The 19,453-nt window shown below is 42.9% G+C and carries 21 protein-coding genes and 1 pseudogene; 21 read left to right on the top strand and 1 reads right to left on the bottom strand.

What is annotated here, in order from left to right; all coding sequences use genetic code 11:
• Positions 1-261 precede the first annotated feature (261 nt).
• The 5 genes from AC1TO6_RS13040 (at position 262) to AC1TO6_RS13020 (ending at position 3,999) form a co-directional block, all read left to right on the top strand.
• Positions 262-2,238 (top strand): S9 family peptidase, encoded by a 1,977-nt coding sequence (locus tag AC1TO6_RS13040; RefSeq protein WP_482102049.1) that lies wholly within the window; start codon positions 262-264, stop codon positions 2,236-2,238.
• A 19-nt stretch (positions 2,239-2,257) separates the two neighbouring features.
• Positions 2,258-2,818, top strand: coding sequence for a GNAT family N-acetyltransferase (locus AC1TO6_RS13035; protein ID WP_482102048.1), 561 nt, complete (start codon positions 2,258-2,260; stop codon positions 2,816-2,818).
• A gap of 53 nt (positions 2,819-2,871) precedes the next feature.
• Complete coding sequence (locus tag AC1TO6_RS13030; RefSeq protein WP_482102047.1) at positions 2,872-3,009, top strand: hypothetical protein; 138 nt, start codon at positions 2,872-2,874, stop codon at positions 3,007-3,009.
• Between the two features lie 187 nt (positions 3,010-3,196).
• The gene (locus AC1TO6_RS13025) at positions 3,197-3,541 is read left to right on the top strand and encodes a late competence development ComFB family protein (RefSeq protein WP_482102046.1); all 345 of its coding nucleotides are present in this window, start codon (positions 3,197-3,199) and stop codon (positions 3,539-3,541) included.
• Positions 3,542-3,585: 44 nt separating this feature from the next.
• Positions 3,586-3,999: a DUF1761 domain-containing protein gene (locus tag AC1TO6_RS13020; protein WP_482102045.1), complete on the top strand. Its 414-nt coding sequence runs from the start codon at positions 3,586-3,588 to the stop codon at positions 3,997-3,999.
• A gap of 32 nt (positions 4,000-4,031) precedes the next feature.
• Here the strand turns inward: AC1TO6_RS13020 and AC1TO6_RS13015 are convergent, their stop codons facing one another.
• Complete coding sequence (locus AC1TO6_RS13015; protein ID WP_482102044.1) at positions 4,032-4,808, bottom strand: enoyl-CoA hydratase-related protein; 777 nt, start codon at positions 4,806-4,808, stop codon at positions 4,032-4,034.
• A gap of 147 nt (positions 4,809-4,955) precedes the next feature.
• Between AC1TO6_RS13015 and AC1TO6_RS13010 the strand changes: the two genes are divergently transcribed.
• From AC1TO6_RS13010 to AC1TO6_RS12935, 16 genes and pseudogenes are all read left to right on the top strand, one after another.
• A complete protein-coding gene (locus AC1TO6_RS13010) occupies positions 4,956-6,191 on the top strand; it encodes an EAL and HDOD domain-containing protein (RefSeq protein WP_482102043.1) in 1,236 nt (411 codons plus the stop codon).
• Between the two features lie 876 nt (positions 6,192-7,067).
• On the top strand, positions 7,068-7,916 hold the full coding sequence (locus AC1TO6_RS13005) for a DegV family protein (protein WP_482102042.1): 849 nt from the start codon (positions 7,068-7,070) through the stop codon (positions 7,914-7,916).
• Between the two features lie 67 nt (positions 7,917-7,983).
• On the top strand, positions 7,984-9,363 hold the full coding sequence (locus tag AC1TO6_RS13000; protein ID WP_482102041.1) for an ATP-dependent helicase ComFA: 1,380 nt from the start codon (positions 7,984-7,986) through the stop codon (positions 9,361-9,363).
• Positions 9,360-9,968: a ComF family protein gene (locus tag AC1TO6_RS12995; RefSeq protein WP_482102040.1), complete on the top strand. Its 609-nt coding sequence runs from the start codon at positions 9,360-9,362 to the stop codon at positions 9,966-9,968. The genes AC1TO6_RS13000 and AC1TO6_RS12995 overlap by 4 nt, the downstream gene beginning before the upstream one ends.
• 20 nt (positions 9,969-9,988) lie before the next feature.
• Complete coding sequence (locus AC1TO6_RS12990) at positions 9,989-10,405, top strand: TIGR03826 family flagellar region protein (protein ID WP_482102039.1); 417 nt, start codon at positions 9,989-9,991, stop codon at positions 10,403-10,405.
• Between the two features lie 201 nt (positions 10,406-10,606).
• A complete protein-coding gene (gene flgM, locus AC1TO6_RS12985; RefSeq protein ID WP_482102038.1) occupies positions 10,607-10,870 on the top strand; it encodes a flagellar biosynthesis anti-sigma factor FlgM in 264 nt (87 codons plus the stop codon).
• A 30-nt stretch (positions 10,871-10,900) separates the two neighbouring features.
• Positions 10,901-11,398, top strand: a complete 498-nt coding sequence (locus AC1TO6_RS12980) for a flagellar protein FlgN (protein WP_482102037.1) — start codon at positions 10,901-10,903, stop codon at positions 11,396-11,398.
• A 12-nt stretch (positions 11,399-11,410) separates the two neighbouring features.
• Positions 11,411-12,931, top strand: a complete 1,521-nt coding sequence (gene flgK / locus AC1TO6_RS12975) for a flagellar hook-associated protein FlgK (protein WP_482102036.1) — start codon at positions 11,411-11,413, stop codon at positions 12,929-12,931.
• A gap of 18 nt (positions 12,932-12,949) precedes the next feature.
• Positions 12,950-13,816 (top strand): flagellar hook-associated protein FlgL, encoded by an 867-nt coding sequence (gene flgL, locus AC1TO6_RS12970; protein ID WP_482102035.1) that lies wholly within the window; start codon positions 12,950-12,952, stop codon positions 13,814-13,816.
• 54 nt (positions 13,817-13,870) lie between these two features.
• Entirely contained in the window at positions 13,871-14,425 is a 555-nt protein-coding gene (locus AC1TO6_RS12965) for a DUF6470 family protein (protein ID WP_482102034.1), read from the top strand.
• Positions 14,426-14,465: 40 nt separating this feature from the next.
• A complete protein-coding gene (fliW, locus tag AC1TO6_RS12960; RefSeq protein ID WP_482102033.1) occupies positions 14,466-14,909 on the top strand; it encodes a flagellar assembly protein FliW in 444 nt (147 codons plus the stop codon).
• 4 nt (positions 14,910-14,913) lie between these two features.
• Positions 14,914-15,135, top strand: coding sequence for a carbon storage regulator CsrA (gene csrA / locus AC1TO6_RS12955; RefSeq protein WP_482102032.1), 222 nt, complete (start codon positions 14,914-14,916; stop codon positions 15,133-15,135).
• Positions 15,136-15,365: 230 nt separating this feature from the next.
• Entirely contained in the window at positions 15,366-16,454 is a 1,089-nt protein-coding gene (locus tag AC1TO6_RS12950; RefSeq protein WP_482102031.1) for a flagellin N-terminal helical domain-containing protein, read from the top strand.
• A gap of 345 nt (positions 16,455-16,799) precedes the next feature.
• A pseudogene (locus tag AC1TO6_RS12945) lies at positions 16,800-16,913 on the top strand (flagellin); the annotation flags it as partial.
• A gap of 460 nt (positions 16,914-17,373) precedes the next feature.
• Positions 17,374-17,724, top strand: a complete 351-nt coding sequence (locus tag AC1TO6_RS12940) for a hypothetical protein (RefSeq protein ID WP_482102030.1) — start codon at positions 17,374-17,376, stop codon at positions 17,722-17,724.
• A 774-nt stretch (positions 17,725-18,498) separates the two neighbouring features.
• Entirely contained in the window at positions 18,499-19,230 is a 732-nt protein-coding gene (locus AC1TO6_RS12935) for a DUF4145 domain-containing protein (protein ID WP_482102029.1), read from the top strand.
• Positions 19,231-19,453: the final 223 nt, after the last annotated feature.

Below are 19,453 nucleotides of genomic sequence, written 5' to 3'. Positions count from 1 at the left end.
CGCGGGCACGGCTTCAGCCTCCTCGTCACTGCGTTCCTGCGGGGTCTTCCGCTCGCGCTGTTCCCACTGGAGTCGCCGCTCTCCACTACAATCAACTAGTTCTTACACTTGTTGGCCTCCTGCATTTATCACAAAAGGCGAGTTTCCGTTTAATTTCTAACGGGAACTCGCCTACTCGTCTAGATTTAATCTGCCGAATAAAAGGAAACCTGTTACGGATGTCGAAATAAGTAGTTATAGATTACATAAGGGGGAATTGCAATGGAGAAACGTAGATTACAAGTGGATGATTTGTTCAAATTGTACTCTGTCACGAATCCGCGGATCGCACCGGATGGTAAGGAAGCGGTATTCGTGAAAACGCATATTGACGAAGCGGATAATAAATATATATCGAATTTATTTCACGTCAATCTTACTTCAAATGAAATCACTAAGTGGACGCACGGAAAAGAAAGTGTTTCCTCGCCAGAATGGTCTGCCGATGGAAAACAAATTGCTTTTTTATCGGACCGCGAAGAGAAGAACCAGGTGTTTATTCTGCAGGCACGAGGCGGGGAAGCGCAGAAACTGACGTCTTTTGAAAATGGGGTTTCCAGTTTCCTATGGTCGCCTTGTGGGAAAAAAATATGGGTCAATGCAGCCGTTAAAGAAGGCAAGTCGTTTACGGATAAAGAAGAGAAGGACGAAAAGAAAAAGCCGGAACCGTACCGTGTCACGAAGATGAAATACCAGATGGACGGAGCAGGTCTTCTGCCGCAGGATTCGTTCAATCAAATCGGCGTCGTCGATATCGAGACGCAAGAAGTAACTCAGTTCACGGAAGGCAATCATCAGTATGGCCTTCAAGCCGTATCGCATGACGGCAAGAAACTTGTAATCGGTGTCAATCGAACAGAAAATCAGGATTTTGATTTCAGGCAGCCGCTATTACTTGTCGACGTTGAAACGAAAGAAGAAACGGTTCTGGTGGATGAAGAAGGCTTTTTTGGCGGGGCGGCGTTTTCACACGACGACCGTTATATCGCATTCATAGGCGCGGATAACAAATTCTATAATGCGACCCATGCAGATCTTTTCATTTATGACACGGAAGATGGCACGCGAATGAATTACACGGAGAGTCTCGACGCACCAATCGGAGATGCTGTAGCTGCGGATCATCAGCAAGGCTCGGGCGCTCCAGCGGTAGTTTGGACGCAACATAACCAGTTGTATTTCCAATTATCGACGATGGGCGATGTCCGTTTGTACTTTGCATCGCTTGAAGGGGAATTGTACCCAGCAACAACTGAAAATGAGCATATTTACGGATATGATTTATCGGTAAACGGCGAGTTTGCACTCGTTGCTGTCAGTAATGCTGTCAATCCGGGAGAATTGTACAAGCAAATGATTGTGTCAGGTGAACGGGAAGAACTCACTTCATTTAACAGTGCGTATTTGAAGGAAGTTGAACTTATTGAACCCGAAGCAATCGTCTATAAAAGCGTGACAAACTGGGACGTGCATGGCTGGCTCATGAAACCATCGGGCTACGTCGAAGGTGAAAAATACCCGCTTATCGTAGAAATTCATGGCGGTCCACACGCAATGTATGGAAATACGTTTTTGCATGAGATGCAACTGTTAGCAGCACAAGGATACGGCGTTCTATACGTCAATCCACGTGGTAGTCATGGCTACAGCCAGGAATTTGTGGACGCGGTACGTGGCGATTATGGTGGCGGGGATTACGAAGATATTATGGCTGGACTCGATTATGTCATTGAGGAGAATGACTGGATTGACACAGATCGTCTTGGCGTAACAGGCGGCAGCTACGGCGGCTTCATGACGAACTGGATTGTCGGTCAAACGGATCGATTCAAGGCGGCGGTTACACAACGCTCGATTTCGAACTGGATCAGTTTCTTCGGCGTCTCTGATGTCGGTTACTATTTGTGTGATTGGCAAATTGGCGCAGATATGACTGACGTGGAAAAGTTATGGGAGCATTCGCCGCTGAAATATGCTAAAAACATTGAGACACCATTGTTAATCCTTCATTCTGAAAAAGATTACCGTTGCCCAATCGAACAGGCGGAGCAGCTATACATTACATTGAAAAGCATGGGGAAAGAAACGGAATTCGTCCGTTTCCCAGATGCTGATCATAACTTATCGCGCACCGGCACACCGAACTTGCGCATTGCAAGGTTGGATGAAATCACGGGCTGGTTCGCGAAATATTTATAATGGAGCCGGAGGAATCTGATTGAGTTACACAAAAGATGGAGTTACAATACGACCCATGCAAGAACAAGATTTACAGCGCATGTGGGAACTCAGTTTTAAAGAGGAAAACCCCGAATGGAAAAAGTGGGACGCGCCTTATTACGAACATAAGACTATGACATATGAGGCATTTCTGAAAGGTAGCGACGAAATTGTGGACCAAGATGATTGCTGGGGCATCGAAGTTAATGGCGAATTAATCGGCATGGTTAGCTATTACTGGGAGCATAAACCGTCCCTTTGGCTAGAGATGGGAATCCTCATTTACGAACCAAAATATTGGAGCGGGGGCTATGGCACGACAGTACTAACGCTTTGGATTGAGCATTTATTCCATGAAATGCCGCTGGTTCGTGTCGGATATACAACGTGGTCAGGCAACAAACGAATGATTCAAGTCGGCGCGAAACTCGGCATGATGATGGAAGCACGTATACGAAAAGTCCGTTATTGGAATGGGACGTATTATGATTCCATTCGGATGGGCATTCTCCGTGAAGAATGGGCGGCTAGGCGATTATCGGTGGTTAGAGACAAGTGAAATAATGATTATAGTGTTAAAACAGCCATTCCGTAGATGCGGGGTGGCTGTTTTTGAACGGTTTGGGGGGATTAATGGGCGTTCGTCGTAGTTTATTGGGCGGTTTGAGAGAGTTAATGGGCGTTCGTCGTAGTTTATTGAGCGGTTTGAGAGAGTTAATGGGCGGTCGTTGGAGCTTGTTGAGCGGTTAGGGAGAGTTAACGGTCGGTCGTCGGAGTTTATTGAGCGGTTAGGGCTAGTAAACGGGCGGTCATCCGTGATATACGGGCGCTCGCGTTGGCACCTAAGAAGTAATTAGGCGTTTCCACTTTAGGTCGTTTAGCAGGCGATAAGAAAGCAAAGCAATGGTATGATTGATGGAAAATAGTGGACAAAATTATGTTGGCGAAACATATTAATCTGCTACTGGAGCGTGAAAAAATGGCTTTATATAATGTTATGGAACAAGTCGTACACGATGTGCTGATGCAGTATAAAGACCAACTGCAACTGGTATGTCAGTGCGAACGGTGCTTGGATGATATCATGGCAATCGCGCTTAACGAATTGCCGCCGCGCTATATTGCAAACGGGGATTATGGGCCCTACGTCAGAGCTGAGCATGTTGCAGATCGCCAAGGGGCTACAAATATTATACTCATTGTCACCAAAGCGGCTACACAAGTGTCAAAAGATCCTCGCTGTCCGACGATGAAACCCGTTATTCCACCGACTATCGCTTAATGGGATAGTCTATATTACACATCGTCGATTGGAGGGGAAGGCGAATGGACATTTCACAAATTAGTATTTTAGCAATCATACTTGCTGTCGTAGCAAATATGATAATCGGGGCTTTATGGTATTCACCATTACTCTTTGCAAATATATGGATGAAGACGCTTGGGAAAACGCGTGAGGAATTATCAGCGAGTAACCCAAATATCGGATACGGACTGACCACACTTGCCGGCATTATTACTGCAATCATCCTATCTCTTTTCATCTCGATGCTTGGGACGGTTACAGTTGGCGGAGGAGCTTTAATTGGATTTTTAGCGGGAGCTGGAATCGCAAGTGCGCGGGAATTGTCGCCTACATTTTTTGAAGGAAGAAAATATACACTCTTTCTCATCAGTGCAGGGTATCATAGTGTTTCGTTAACAGTGATGGGCATGATAATCGCATTTTTTATGAAATAAAAAGGAGAAGGCGTGTTTGCCTTCTCCTTTGTTCATTTACCTTTAAATTGAGGCTTGCGTTTCTCCCCAAATGCATTCAGCGCTTCAACCCGATCATCTGTTGGAATCGTAAGTTCATACGCCTTGCGTTCAAGAGCAAGTCCAGTCTGTAAATCCACATTCATGCCGTTCTTCACCGCGAATTTCGCTTGTTGCAACGCAATCGGGCCATTTGCTAGAATTGAATCTGCAAAGTCAGCGGTTTCTTGGACAAGATTTTCCGGTGTTGTAATGCGAGTAAGCATTCCATAACCAAGCGCTTCTTCAGCCGTTAGTCTCCGAGCCGTTAAAATCAGTTCAAGCGCTTTTGATTCGCCTATTAACCTAGGCAGACGCTGCGTTCCACCTGCACCAGGAATAATCGCTAGACTCGTTTCCGTCAGCCCCATAAGCGCAGTATCAGCTGCAATTCGGAAATCACAAGCAAGCGCAAGTTCCATTCCGCCTCCAAATGCAAAGCCGTTCATCATCGCGATGGTAGGTTGCGGCAAGTTTTCAATTGCCGAAAATACCTCGCCAATTTTGTAGAGGTTACGTTTTACATGCAGATCCGGAAGTGTTTTTCTCTCCTTCAAATCAGCCCCCACACTGAAAGAACGGTCGCCCGCACCCGTAAATACAACAACGCGGATGTCCGGATTAATGCGAATCGACTCTGTAACTTGACCAAGTTCAATTAGCATGTCGTAATTAAATGCATTCAACTCGCCTGGACGATCAAGCGTCACAAAAGCAAGATTACCTTTTTGCTCATAACGGATTGCTTCCATATAAATATCTCCTTTGACTTTAACGTTCTATAACTAGAATATACCATTATTCATAGGGGGTTGCGAATGTGAATAAATTCATTAATTTGTAAATAGATTTGTAAGATTATGAAATTTTGCTATACTAGTACAAATGGGGTGGGTAAAATGACAGGCTCGAATGTATTTGTTGGCAGACAACCAATATTGGATCGAAATGGGGATATTTATGCATATGAACTGCTATATCGAAACAGCTATAATAATTTTTATCCTGATGTAGATCCTAAAAAAGCGACAATAGGATTACTCGTCAATACATTCCTGACAATCGGTGTCAAAAAAGTATCGGAGAATAGTTTGTCATTTATCAATTTTACGGGTGAATTACTCGCCCAGGATATTTTTCTATCTTTAAATCCGGACAATGTCGTTATCGAAGTCTTGGAAAACGTAGCAATTACTCCATCACTTTTAACTAGACTTCGATCGTTGAAAGAGGATGGTTTTAAGATTGCCCTGGACGACTTTATATTACAACCTCAATATCGCGTACATCGTGATCTATTCAAGATAGTTGATTTCATCAAAGTGGATTACTTGGCAACAACCCTAATTGAAAGGAAGGAGATAGCCGATTTTATCCAAAAATATCCTGAAATCGTACTGATTGCCGAAAAAATTGAAACCGAAGAACAGTTTGCAACTGCAAAAGCGACAGGCTATGCGCTTTTTCAAGGCTATTTCTTCGCCAAGCCTGAAATTATTACAGGTGTTGAAATCCCGTCAAACGCTACATTGCATTTTCAAATTATGGAGCGCCTTTATCAGCAATCCCCTGACGTGAATGAAATAACTGAACTGATCATGCATGATATTTCACTTTCCTACAAACTGCTAAGGATAATTAATACATACGCATTTGGCGTTCCAAAACAGATTGCTTCTATCAAACAAGCCATTGTTCTGATAGGTCTTCGTGAAACAAACAGATGGATACAAGTTCTTGCTATGCGTGAGATAGGGGAAGGTGAAGGGAATGGCAGAGCAAAAGCACTTGCTGAATACTCACTGACACGGGCTAAAATGGCCGAACTTCTAGCTAAACAAAATGGGCAGAAAAACCCTGAACAGTATTTCCTGACAGGCATGTTTTCCTTAATTGATGTCATTTTGAAACGGAGCTGGGACGCAATCTTCCAACTCATTCCACTGTCCGACAAAGTAGTGTCTACTTTAAGGGGAGAACCAACGGAAATTACACCTTATCTTGAACTAACCATCGCGGTTGAAAAGTTCGACTGGGACACAATTGAATATTTGTCGAAGAAAATGGAGATTTCACAAACGGAATTGAGCAGAATCACTTTAGAGGCACATCGCTGGGTACAGCAAATCGAATGAAAATGGATTGCTCTCTTTAATAAAAAAGGAGAGGGTGTTATTTGTTTCAATAGAAACTAGCTATATATATATCAAATAAATACATTTGAAAACCAATCAATAGCGTTTAACAACAGCTTCCAATTCATAGAATGAATCAGAAATTCCGCTAATGCCGCTTTGGCGCTTTGTGGATGCCTCTCGCGATAAGCTGGAAAGAAGATCAGGGAGGGATAGAACTGCATCCCTCCATCGGTCTTATCGCTTCGGCTACCACGAAGACGCACCTGCGCTAGATGGTTCGTGTTAGAAGGCGCATTTAGCTATCGGGGATTAAACCTGCAACCTATCTAATACACTACTATTTAGGTTGCAATATCGAGTACTGCACATAAACTGAGCTAATGTGTATAACAGCAGTATCAATACATGGAACGAATCAGAAATCCTGCTAACACCGCTCCAGCGCTTTGTGGATGCCTCCCGCGATAAGCCAGAAAGAAGACCGCTTTCAGTCTTATCGCTTCGGCTACCACTAAGTCGCGCCTTCGCTAGAGAATCTATTATAGAAAGCGCATTTCATTATCAGGGTTTAGTTCTCCAACCTATATTGCGTCTTTCTTGAACTAAATCAGTATCAAATAGGAATTACATTATAATCTCAGCCTTTACATCTCCAAATCACTTTCAATAATGTACACTCCAGCGCAGGCGCGGCAAAGGGGTAGCCGAAGCCGTGAGACTGGATGCGAAGCGCCAATCCAGGCTCATGGCCAGAGGCATCCCCAAAGCGCCAAGCGGATTCTAAGGAAATCCTCAATTAATCTAGCTCCCCACACTTACTCATTCCCATTTCACCACAATTTAGGTAGAATAGAAGCAGGAGTTGAGCGGAATTTGAAAACAGCAATTGTTACAGATAGTACGGCATATCTACCTGCAAGTTTAATGAAAGAACTGGACATTCGGATGATACCGCTGACAGTCACACTGGGCGGTACTGTGTTCGATGAAGAAATTGACATCAACTCAACCGATTTTTATGATAAAGTGCGCGGGGATGGGCCGCTGCCAAAGACATCACAGCCGCCCATCGGCAAATTCGTAGAACTGTTCGAATCGCTAAAGAGTACACATGACGCGGTTATTTCCATCCATTTATCCAGCGGGATTAGCGGAACATACGCAGGTGCGGGACAAGCCGGTGACATGGTGGAAGGCATTGAGATATACACATTCGATTCGGAAATTTCGACCCACATGCAAGGGTTTTACGTTATTCGCGCCGCGGAACTTGCGCAAGAAGGTGCATCACCGGAAGACATCATCTCCGAGCTCAATGAAATGAAACAGACAATGCGCGCTTATTTCATGGTGGACGACCTGACACATCTGCAACGCGGCGGCAGATTATCCGCTGCGCAAGCATTGATTGGCGGACTTCTTCAAGTAAAACCACTGCTTCATTTCCAAGAAAAAGTGATCGTTCCATTTGAAAAAATACGCACTCGTAAAAAAGCGATGAAACGAATTGTTGATTTGCTAGCGGAAGACGCAGCAATTTTGCCACTCCAGGCGGCAATCATCCATGCCAATCGTCCAGAAGACGCTGAAGTCTGGCTAGCTGAACTTTCGCAGCGGTTACCGAATGTTGAGTTCACGATTAGTCATTTTGGACCTGTCATCGGCACACATCTAGGGGAAGCATCCATGGGACTCGGATGGGTCAAACGACGAACAAGTTAAGCTTGGTTCAGGCACGTCTAAAAGTGCCGAAGCAAACAGATAGTCCAAAATAAGGGAGGTGTTGCGGATGACAAATACATTCGATCCGTCAGTTAGGGATTTCCTAGCTGGCCGTATTTGGCTCCGTCTGCACACTCCTTTTTCAATTGAATTAATCGACGCACACATCAATTCAGCGCACATTAAAACCATCCAAGGCATCAAAACCACCAAGACATACAAGCGTTTTTCACATCACTTTTGCAATCGATGTGAAAACACCACACAATCACGCTTCACAACATTTGACTGCGCCAAATGCCTTGGTCCGTGCACGTATTGTAGGCACTGTCTGAAAATGGGACGTGTTTCAACATGCACAGAACTCGTTGTCTGGAACGCAGAACCACCGATTTATCCGACAAACCATACGCTCGCATGGCTTGGAACCTTAACACCCGCACAACAGAAAGCCTCCCTAGAACTAACAAAAAGCACAACAGAACGAATCCCGCATCTCATCCATGCCGTCTGCGGATCAGGAAAAACAGAAATTCTGTTTGAACCAATTCACAAACTGCTTATAGAAGGCAAACGAGTATGCATCGCAGCACCGCGCGTCGACGTCATACTCGAGCTCGAACCGCGTCTACGCACAGCCTTTCCGCGTACCGCAATCGAAGCGTTATATGGCGGCGCTGAAGCAAAGACCGATTCCGCACAACTGATCCTTGCGACAACCCATCAGCTATATCGATTCCGTCATGCCTTCGATGCCATTTTCGTCGATGAAGCAGATGCCTTTCCCTACACAGCTGAAGAAACCTTACGACGTGCCGTTCGAAAAGCGGCGAAACCAGATGCACCCGTTCATTTCGTCACAGCGACACCGTCTGATAAATTACTTGCGGACATCAAACGAACCGGGGCTGTTTCAACCATCAACCGTAGATACCACGGACATCCGCTACCCACGCCGCGGTATGACTCTCTGTGGAATTACACAAAACACATTCAAAAAGGGATCTTGCCGAAGAAACTTGCTGTCTGGACGAAAGAGCGACTTCTAAGGAATGAACCCTTTCTCATTTTCTTTCATCACATAGGACTCATGGAAGAAGCGGAGCCTTTATTCAAAATGCTAGATGCACGCATTCATGCGGTCCACGCGTCGCATCCCGATCGGAAAGAACATGTCCAAGCACTGCGCGATAAAAAAGTTCCGGGACTTCTGACAACCACGATTCTTGAACGGGGCATTACCATTCCAAACGTCCAAGTCGCCGTCGTCGGTGCAGAGCAGCTGATTTTCAACAAAGGCGCGCTAATCCAAATCGGTGGTCGCGTCGGACGTTCCGTAAACCATCCATCAGGCGATTTTGTATTATTTCACCACGGCGTTACGTACGCAATGGACGAAGCGAAAAATGAAATTGACTTGCTCAATAAAGGAGGCGTCCGCACGTGAACGATTGCCTTCTCTGTCAAACACCAATTGCGATAGCGCCATCCTGGAAAGCGCTTGTTGGACTGCAAAAACAAATGGATATCTGCCAAAACTGTTCAAAAAAGTTCAAACGTGCCGACATAAAGGAAGTAGACAATTTACTCAGCCAAATCACATCGCTCTATACCTATAACGAAGCGATGCGGGAATACCTGCACCAATACAAATTCCTTCAAGACATTGCATTATCAACCGTCTTTGCGAATGAACTGCGCACCCATTTAAAAGGTGAGGTAGCAATTGTTCCAATTCCGATGCATCCGGAAAAAAAGATTCAACGGACATTCGCTCATGTCGATGAATTGCTAAAAAGCGCACGCATTCCGTTTACGCATCTTTTAGAAAAAACGAATACAGAGGCAATGGGAAAGAAATCGAAAGAACAGCGCCTTGCGATGGACCCTATATTTACATTAATACCTGGAATTACAGTTCCACCGGGTACGTATATTGTAGTGGATGATATTTATACGACCGGCACAACGCTCCGTCATGCGGCAACCGTCTTAAAAGAGGCAGGTGCAACGCGTGTCGAAGCGCTAACACTTATCCGTGCTGAACGATGAATAGATAGGAGATAGACTATATGGCAGAACTACGAGATTGTCCTAAATGTGGCGGCTTTTTCAACTATACGGGCCTGCGTGACGTTTGCGCGAAGTGCGCCGCGAGCGAAGAAAAAATGTATGAGGAAGTATCCCGCTTTTTAAGAAGACGTGAAAACCGGGCGGCGACCATCGAACGCATCGTTGAAGTGACTGGCGTGACGGAAACTTTGCTTCACCAATGGGTAAGAAAAGGCCGACTCCAACCCGCATTATTTCCGAATCTCGGATATCCATGCGATAATTGTGGCAAGCTGACAAGCGCAGGGAAATTATGCGCGAGCTGTACAGCGGACCTTAAAAATGACCTAAGAACGTTTGATGCTGCGCTGGAATTCAGAGAAGCCGTCGACGCAAATGACAAAGCAACGTACCATGTAAACCGTGATCGGAAATAGGTAAAAGTCCGGCAGTTTTGAACTGGCCGGATTTTTCATACGATTCCTAGCTACAACGCCTAAGGGCTCGGGTCATAAGCCCTTAACCAAGGCGCTTTCGCTTTTTTATGATATACCCTAAACGTTCACAAATTTATGCCGAAATAAAGAGAGAAGAGGTCCATACACTATATAAAAACTAAACGAAAGGGACGATAGCCGATGAAAATTCAAAAATTTACACCACCAGTTATTAATCCGTACAAAACAAACCAGCTAAAAGCGGAACAAACCGAGCAGAAAGCGAAGATGAAAACGGATAAACTCGAAATTTCATCAGAAGCAAAACAACTGTCGGAAGTTTCTTCATTCACCATTGGGCGTAATGAACGCGTTCAGGAACTAAAAGCACAAGTTCAAGCGGGCACGTACGAAGTGAAACCCGAGCAGCTTGCGAATAATTTGGTGAAGTACTTCAAACCGTAAAAAACTATGTAAATGAAAGCAGGAACATACATGTCTATCACAATAATTTTGGCGTCACTTGACAGCCTGGAAAAACTTCATAGAAGTCTGCTAAGGCTTGCATACGACAAAACCGGCTATATCAAGAGCGGGGACATGGAAAAACTCGACCAATTGTTGAAAGACGAGCAAGCCCACTTAGCTGCCATTGTTCAAATGGACAATCAGAGGCAACTTAATGTTGTAAAATACTTAACTGATCAAGGACGATCAGTGCCGCTTAATCCGACTGTTGCCGATTTACTCGACGCTGCACCGGAAGCGGACAAGAAAAGCCTTGAGGAGGCGAGGGAACGTCTCCTGCATGCGATTCATGACTTGAAATGGCAAAACGACCTCAATCAGAAGCTGACGTACCAGTCACTTCAGTTCGTGAATCTGTCGCTGGACATGGTCCGGCCGCGCCTAGATGCGGTTAACTACTCAAAACCCGAAATTAACGGAAGAAAAGTATCGAAAGAACAACCAACTTTCGATACAAATGCCTGAGGAGGTAAATGAATGTCTACATTTATGGGACTTGAGACAAGTAAACGCGGCTTGTTCACACAGCAATCCGCACTCTATACAACAGGACATAATATCAGTAATGCCAACACGCTCGGTTACTCACGTCAACGCGTCAACATGGAAGCAACAGGCGGATTCCCAGGCGTCGGTCTAAGCGCAGGAACAATGCCCGGATTCCTTGGAACAGGCGTTCAAGCAGGTTCCATTCAACGGATTCGTGACGGTTTCGTCGACGATCAATTCAGACAGGAATCCAACAAGCTTGGCTATTGGGATACCCAAACAAAAGCGATTGCTCAAATGGAAGACGTCATGAACGAGCCTTCCGCATACGGACTTCAGAAATCACTCAGTGAATTCTGGCAATCGCTGCAAGACCTCGCCGTCAATCCTGAAAACGGCGGTGCACGTGCAGTCGTCGTCCAGCGTGGTGAGGCGGTTGCAGACTCGTTCAACTACATGCACAGATCATTGACGGAAATCCAGACAAACCTAGGAAATGATATCGGTGTGTCAACAGGCCAAGTCAACTCGATCCTTAAACAAATTTCGGAGCTCAATGCGCAAATTAAGCAAGTCGAACCTAACGGCTATTTACCGAATGACCTATACGATGCAAGAGATGCACTGTTGGATGAACTATCTGGCTACTTCCCGATTGAAACGAAATATGAGGAATCAGGTGGTCGGGCTTTGGCGATTGCTGAAGGTTCAGTGACTGTTTCCATGAAAGTAAACGGGATATCTGTTGAGCTTGTTAAAGGTGACAAATTTGCAACTGTAGAAACGAACCCCAAACCACTAATAGAGGATACTACCAAGAGCAATCTACCAATCATTGGAATGAAAATCACGAAGATTGATGGAAATGAAGAGCTTGTTGGACATGCGAAATTACTAAATCTCGGAAAAATGAAATCGTTGATAAATTCATATGGTACGGATGATGGAAAAGGCATGTACCCGGGAATGCTTGCTGAGTTAAACAAAATGGCGGCAGCATTTTTGAAAGAGTTTAATACTACCCATTCTGCAGGCGAGCCACTTCCAACTAACCCACCTCTTGCTGCCAGAATAAAAGAAAATAACTTTTTTACAGGGGATTCCGCATCTACTATTGCTGTCAATGAAAAAATAATTGCCGACCCTGGTTTAATTAATGCCTCAGATAAGGTAAATGAAGAAGGTAACGGAAAAAAAGCACTTGAATTAGGAAACGTGCAGTTCAAGGCGATAATGGAAGATGGCTCAACCATCCAAACCTACTTCCAAGGCGTTATCGGCCAACTAGGCGTTGACGGCCAACAAGCCGAACGAATGACATTCAATACTCAAACGTTACTAGGAGCCGTCGAACACCGTCGTGCTTCCATCAGCTCCGTCTCACTGGACGAAGAAATGACAGACATGATCAGATTCCAACAAGCCTACAACGCATCCGCTCGCATGATCACCGTCGTCGACGAAACGCTCGACAAAATCATCAACGGTATGGGCCGAGTAGGAATGTAAGAAAGGAGCAACAACTAAATGCGTGTAACACAATCGATGCTATCCAATAATATGCTCCGGAATCTCTCCACGAGCTACAATAATATGGGCAAGGTACAGGAACAAATTAATACGGGCAAAAAAGTAAACCGCCCATCAGATGACCCCGTCGTCGCCATGAAAGGCATGGGCTACCGTATGCAAGTCGACAAAGTTGCTCAATTTCAACGTAACTTAGGGGAAGTGCATAATTACCTGGACAGCTCGGACGATGCACTCGATAAAGTCGGGCAAGCCATGCACCGTGCAAGGGAACTTGTTACAAGTGCAGCGAACGGAACAATGACAACAGAAGACAAAGCGAAGGTACAAAGTGAACTTGAACAGCTACAAATGCATATTCAAGACATGGCAAATACAAAAGTCGGGGATAAATATATTTTCAGTGGTACGAAGACTGCTACTCCACTTTATGATAAACAGCCAGGTGGTGGATACCCGACTGACGCAACAGCTTTTGAAAAAAGTGTTGAAGTTGAAGTTTTTGACGGCGTCACTATGAATGTAAATTCAAATGTAGTAACTCTTTTTAAAGAAATAGATGAAATGTTCGAAGGATTTAAAGGAGACCCAGACTTCAGCGCGGCACTTGCAGATGTCGATGCCAACATGGACAAAGTACTAACAACACGCGCCGACATCGGTGCACGCCAAAATCGTGTCGAAATGATGAGCAATCGTCTAGATTCTCAAGAAGCCGCTGCAAAAAAACAGATGAGCGAAAACGAAGACATCGACTACGAAAAAGCAATCACCGAAATGCTAACACTAGAATCAATCCATCGAGCCGCGCTATCTGTCGGCTCTCGTATTATCCAGCCATCACTTGTAGACTTTTTACGATAAAATAGAAAAACGATCTTTCCATGTGGAAGATCGTTTTTTCAAAGGATGAGAAAAATGAACATCCCACAACTGCAAGTAACAACAACAAAAGCACAACTAGGCTTGACCACCCAAAAACCAACACAACAAATTGAACAACCAAAAGCTACCTTGGACATCCAACAACCAAAAGCAGAAATGACAATCAACACAACAAAGTCGAGAATATCCATAGACACAACACAAGCCCGCGCCGACATGGACTTAAAAAGTGCTGCGCGTCGTACAGAAGAAGTCGCTCAGTACGCTCAATCAGAAGTCACTAATGGAATCGCCCGCCGTGCTCAAGACGGAAGTGAGATGATGAGAATTGAAAACGGAGGAAATCCAATTCAGTCATTTGCCGAAAGAGCATTTAGGCAGCCATATAGCAGTTTAAACGTAAAATTCATCCCGTCCTATGGCAGTGTCAAAGTTTCATTTGAACCGGGCAGTGTGGACATTCGAGTGGAACCGCAAAAAGTCATCAATAACAGCACGGCCAATAAACCCATCCATACATACACATCAGGAAAAGTAACAACAGAGTTACTTCAAAAACCATCCATTCAGATTGATTGGAAAGTTTAACTGCTAGCAAATGCCTGACACCCAAAAGGAGAAAAAATCTATGAAAATCCAATCCACCATCCTAGGACAAGTAGAAGCATCCGAATCCGAAATCCTAACATTTGAAAACGGCTTACCAGGCTTCGAAAATGAAAAAAAATTTATACTACTCTCTATAGAAGGAAATGAAGTCTATCAAATCCTACAGTCCATCGATTCCAAAGAAGTAGGTTTTGTAACAGCAAATCCCTACTTATTTACAAATGACTATACGATCGATTTGGATGAATCAACAGTAGAAACCCTAAACATAGAATCTGAAGAAGATATCATCGTCTTAACAATCGTTACAGTAAAAGAACCCTTCAATGCCTCAACCGTAAATTTAAAAGCACCCGTCATCATCAACACAAAATCCAAAAAAGCAAAACAATGTATTCTGGAAAAAGCGGATTATCCAATAAGGTACTCCATTGAAGCCAACATGCAGAAAGAACAGGGGTGACGGAATGCTCGTATTATCTCGAAAAAAAGGCGAATCCATTTGGCTTGGGGATGAAATCGAAATTACCATCAGTGAAATAAAAGGCGACCAAGTCCGAATCGCCATCAACGCTCCAAAAAACGTCACTATTTTACGTGGAGAATTAATAAAAGAAGTGTCAGAGTCCAACACTGAAGCAGTCAAAATAGACAGTTTCATGGACTTTCTCAAAAACGAAAAGAAATAAAAATCACTCAAAAAACCGGGTGCCAGTTACCGACTCAATTCACGATCTTCGAATTGTGGCGGCAACTGGCACCCATTTTAAAAAATAATTAATTTCTATTAAACAATCCAAAAGTCAATCCGATAATAGAATTGTAGCGAGGAAAACGGGGTCCGGCCGGCCCGGTCTCTTCGGTATAAAAAATGTGCTCACAAGGACGTGAGCAACATACATTCAAGGAGGAAATTATAATGAGAATTAATCACAACATCGCAGCACTTAACACACACCGTCAGTTGAACAGTGCTACTAATGCACAGTCTAAATCAATGGAGAAATTATCTTCAGGAATGCGTATAAATAAAGCTGGGGACGATGCAGCTGGACTAGCAATTTCTGAGAAAATGCGTGGGCAGATTCGTGGATTGGATCAAGCGGGTAAAAATGCTCAAGATGGAATTTCAATGATTGCAACTGCTGAGGGTGCATTGAACGAAACACATGATATTCTTCAACGTATGCGCGAACTTTCAGTTCAGGCTTCCAATGATACTAATAATACTGATGACCGTGAAGCAATTGGTGAAGAATTACTGCAATTAAAAGGTGAAATTGACCGTATTTCTAAAACAACAGAATTTAACGGAAAAAAATTGTTGAATGGTGATTTATCTGCGACTCAATTAGGTGGTACAGCAACAGTAGGTACGGCATTAGCAACAGGTGGTGATGCTACAATTTCTAAAATTGATGTTTCGGGTGCTCTTGGTAATGATACGTATACGCTAAGTGACGCCACTGGAGGCAAAGTAACACTGACGCGTACATCAGATTTAGTAGCACAAACTATCACCGCTGAAGCTACTATTGATGCTGATGGAAAAACAACATTAAACTTTAGTGAGCTTGGTATTTCAATTGAAATCGCTGGTGATTCCGCAAAAACTGGCGCTAATATTGCTGATGACTTAAAAACGATGACTATTACAACCGACGCTAATGATTCTGCAAGTTTTGCAATTGGTTCTAATGGTAATAGTAACGAAAAATTAGCAGTTGCATTTTCTCAAATGGATTCAACTACTTTGGGTAGTACAGGTAGCAAAATAGGAGCTGTAGTAACTGGAGATGCAGATTCAGTTGTTAGTACTCAAGCAAAAGCAGATGCTCTAACTGCGGTCCTTGATGACGCTATTAAGCAAGTTTCTAAACAGCGTTCTACTTTTGGTGCAGCTCAAAACCGTCTTGAGCATACAATCAACAACTTGAACACATCTTCTGAAAACCTAACTGCTGCGGAATCACGTATCCGTGACGTTGATTATGCTTTAGCTGCGTAAGCAGTAACAAGCACAGTCGTCCTAGCTGGTAACGGCTAGCGAGTATTATCGGGTGAATTGCTGGAAACCCCTTAGAGCTTTTCTTGCCACAACGTAGTTGGAAACAACAAGCGTGACGGTCCGAAAAAAGAAAAGATTGGGCAATCAGCAGCGAAGCTCCTGTCTCGAAAGAGTGGAGAACGTTCAACGACTAGGATATACCATCTAACGCCATGGCTATGATGATGAAATCCATAGGTGAAACAATGTCCATCAGCATTGCGAATCCGAAGCGCCCGACCCCTACTAATATCTTAGAGGGTGAAGATATAGTCTAGTCATTTATGAAAGTAAATGTTTCGCACGATGGCGAAAGAAATGATGGAACAAACAAAGAACTCAATCCTTTCACAAGCTTCACAAGCAATGTTGGCTCAAGCACAGCAAGTACCACAAGGAGTATTACAACTTCTTCGGTAATGTTGTAACCGGGCGTCTTACCTGGTAACGGATAAGAGCACAACTGGGTGAATTGCTGGAACTTCCTAAAGCCTCATCAACCACAACGTAACTGGAAACGGTAAGCGTGATGGTCTGAAAATGATGATGATGAAACAATGGACAATCAGCAGCCAAGCTCCTGTGGGGAAACCCTGGAGAAGGTTCAACGACTAGGATATACCGTCTAAGGCTTCGGCTATGACGATGAAATCCGTAGGACAAGCAACACCGTCCGAAGCGCCCAGCCCCAAACAGATTATGCTGTGGGTGAAGATATAGTCTATTCTATGATCGAAAGACATAGCGGCAAAGCAAGCCAACCAACTACCACAAGGGGTTCTACAACTTCTTCGTTAATATTAATTTATTTGGAAAGGGTCCTAGCTTTGCTAGGATCTATTTTTTATTCGGGTAAAAATAATTATTAGGAGGTAAGAAAATGAAATATCTTTTAGAAATTAATAAAAGACCTTATCGGAATGAAGACCATTTGGCTTTTATTATTTATAAACAAGAGGAAAAGGATCTGGGTGGATTTTTTTCTAATTATAAAATTATTAAACACTATGAAAAATTAGGGCAATTAGACAGAAATAAAGAAGGTAACCATATAAAATTAATTGATTTTAAGGAAAACGATTCCAAGTTGTACTTTAGTTTTGATGCGGATTTATCTGATCAAATAATGGACTGGGCACGCTCTAATAATGAAATTGGCATACCTTATGAACAACAATTTGAGAATTTTACAGCCTTAATCATCAACTCGGGAGGGTTTGATAGGTTATAAATATTAATGAAATTCAATTTCAGAATTGCTATACCGCCTGTAAACTAAAGTTTTGTGTACCAACACAAGGAGCTATTCAGTAAATTCACTGCAATTGAATAATAATTAAAGTGAAATCAAATATTTACGTAAAAATCTTAGTACTTTGAATACTTATCCAGAGACGTGAATCGTTCGTCATTGTGTCATGCACGCGTGCGGGATTTAGGTGCTATTTCCTCAAAGCAAATTAAGACCCTAAGGCAAGTACAATAGCTTCGAAAATCAAGGCATCGGATTGTAAAATATCCGATGCCTTTTTAACTGTGCAAAATAGTATAATTACCTCCCATATTACCTCCCTATACAAGTTACGGTAGAATACCCTTTCTGAATAACTCTGCAACAGCATGCGTCCGATTAATTTTAGGTACCTATGCGTGAAAGAATTCAGATTATACACTGATGTTTTATAATAATACAATCAAAATCAGATTTATGAGTGTTTGTCTGATTATCTTGCATTTTTATTCAATTATATGAATTATTTTCTTTTTTTTGATGCACGGTGGCACTAAAATTCTATTATCTTAAATAGATAGACGGCAATTGAACTACAAGTGCATAGAGCGAAAGAGTAAGTATCCAAAAAATTTGGTTTCCTTTCTTTTGGCTTTTTATTCGTAGTTTTGTATTGTCGAAAATCCACTTTGAACATGTACCTTTCAAGTTAGGAGGATAATTAAAGGATTCCTTTCGCGTTTGTCGAATTATGGATGAAAGGGGATGGGTATAATGTATAAGGAAAACCAGCAAATTGGAGATAAATTATACTGTCGAAATTGTAAGCGGAAGACAAATCATAAATCTTTAACAGGATATATTGATTCATCAATGTACTTAGAAGACGCTGATTATCATTATACGGACGAATACTATATAACCCAATGTTTAGGTTGTGAAACTATAGCTTTTTTTCGGGAGTACAGTGGAGAGGATATGGTTGATTATTTTGAGGATGGTAGTGCGGTATATTCAACTAATCAGCAGGTTTATCCAGAAGAACCTAAACAAGAGTTTGGTTACTTACCTAAATATGAAAAGAAGAAATTGATGGATTGTCCAAAATTAATTTCAACTCTTTATTCTCAGGTGATAGATGCTTTTAATGCGGAACACTATTTACTTAGTGCAGTAGGATTAAGGATGATGGTGGAAGCGATTTGCAACGAATTAGGTCTAACAGAAGGCCCAAGGTTTGACGATACAGGTGAAGTTATAAAGGATAAGAATGGGAAAGAAGTAGTACTTAAAAACCTCGAAGGCAGGATTAATGCTTTAAGTGTAGAGGGGAAAGTTAGCAAAACACAGATGTATGTTTTACATGAAATTCGCCACTTAGGCAATGTTTCGGCTCACGAACTTAAGGTGCCCGAATACACCATAGTTTATAAAGGTATTGGGATTGTAGAACATTGTTTGGTCGACATTTTTGAACATCCGTCATTAGTATTGGTTGAAAAATAATTATAGATACCTATTATGTAAATTCACTACAACTTTATAATAATAAAAGAAGGGTTAGACGTCTAGGCGGACATCTGACCCTTTTGTATGTTTATTCGTATGTGTGAATTGTTCGTCTTTGTGTCTTACACAGTGGTCGACCCCCTTATAATGGACATAAACGGGTATAGTATTGTACCTGTTATTTTTAATAATTCATGAAAAGGGGATGATACCATGGGTT

The organism is Sporosarcina sp. Y352, from assembly GCF_056786535.1.
The sequence above is the reverse complement of the archived record's forward strand: the minus strand, read 5'-3'. Positions and strand labels throughout refer to the sequence as shown.

What these genes read in the sequence shown, in the direction of transcription:
- AC1TO6_RS13010 (WP_482102043.1), top strand. Translation starts at nt 4,956, where the DNA reads ATGACAGGCTCGAATGTATTTGTTGGCAGACAACCAATATTGGATCGA.
- AC1TO6_RS13000 (WP_482102041.1), top strand. Translation starts at nt 7,984, where the DNA reads ATGACAAATACATTCGATCCGTCAGTTAGGGATTTCCTAGCTGGCCGT.
- AC1TO6_RS13020 (WP_482102045.1), top strand. Translation starts at nt 3,586, where the DNA reads ATGGACATTTCACAAATTAGTATTTTAGCAATCATACTTGCTGTCGTA.
- AC1TO6_RS12980 (WP_482102037.1), top strand. Translation starts at nt 10,901, where the DNA reads ATGTCTATCACAATAATTTTGGCGTCACTTGACAGCCTGGAAAAACTT.
- AC1TO6_RS12965 (WP_482102034.1), top strand. Translation starts at nt 13,871, where the DNA reads ATGAACATCCCACAACTGCAAGTAACAACAACAAAAGCACAACTAGGC.
- AC1TO6_RS12990 (WP_482102039.1), top strand. Translation starts at nt 9,989, where the DNA reads ATGGCAGAACTACGAGATTGTCCTAAATGTGGCGGCTTTTTCAACTAT.
- flgK (WP_482102036.1), top strand. Translation starts at nt 11,411, where the DNA reads ATGTCTACATTTATGGGACTTGAGACAAGTAAACGCGGCTTGTTCACA.
- AC1TO6_RS13040 (WP_482102049.1), top strand. Translation starts at nt 262, where the DNA reads ATGGAGAAACGTAGATTACAAGTGGATGATTTGTTCAAATTGTACTCT.
- fliW (WP_482102033.1), top strand. Translation starts at nt 14,466, where the DNA reads ATGAAAATCCAATCCACCATCCTAGGACAAGTAGAAGCATCCGAATCC.
- csrA (WP_482102032.1), top strand. Translation starts at nt 14,914, where the DNA reads ATGCTCGTATTATCTCGAAAAAAAGGCGAATCCATTTGGCTTGGGGAT.
- AC1TO6_RS12950 (WP_482102031.1), top strand. Translation starts at nt 15,366, where the DNA reads ATGAGAATTAATCACAACATCGCAGCACTTAACACACACCGTCAGTTG.
- AC1TO6_RS13025 (WP_482102046.1), top strand. Translation starts at nt 3,197, where the DNA reads ATGTTGGCGAAACATATTAATCTGCTACTGGAGCGTGAAAAAATGGCT.
- AC1TO6_RS13015 (WP_482102044.1), bottom strand. Translation starts at nt 4,808, where the DNA reads ATGGAAGCAATCCGTTATGAGCAAAAAGGTAATCTTGCTTTTGTGACG.
- AC1TO6_RS12935 (WP_482102029.1), top strand. Translation starts at nt 18,499, where the DNA reads ATGTATAAGGAAAACCAGCAAATTGGAGATAAATTATACTGTCGAAAT.
- flgM (WP_482102038.1), top strand. Translation starts at nt 10,607, where the DNA reads ATGAAAATTCAAAAATTTACACCACCAGTTATTAATCCGTACAAAACA.
- flgL (WP_482102035.1), top strand. Translation starts at nt 12,950, where the DNA reads ATGCGTGTAACACAATCGATGCTATCCAATAATATGCTCCGGAATCTC.
- AC1TO6_RS12940 (WP_482102030.1), top strand. Translation starts at nt 17,374, where the DNA reads ATGAAATATCTTTTAGAAATTAATAAAAGACCTTATCGGAATGAAGAC.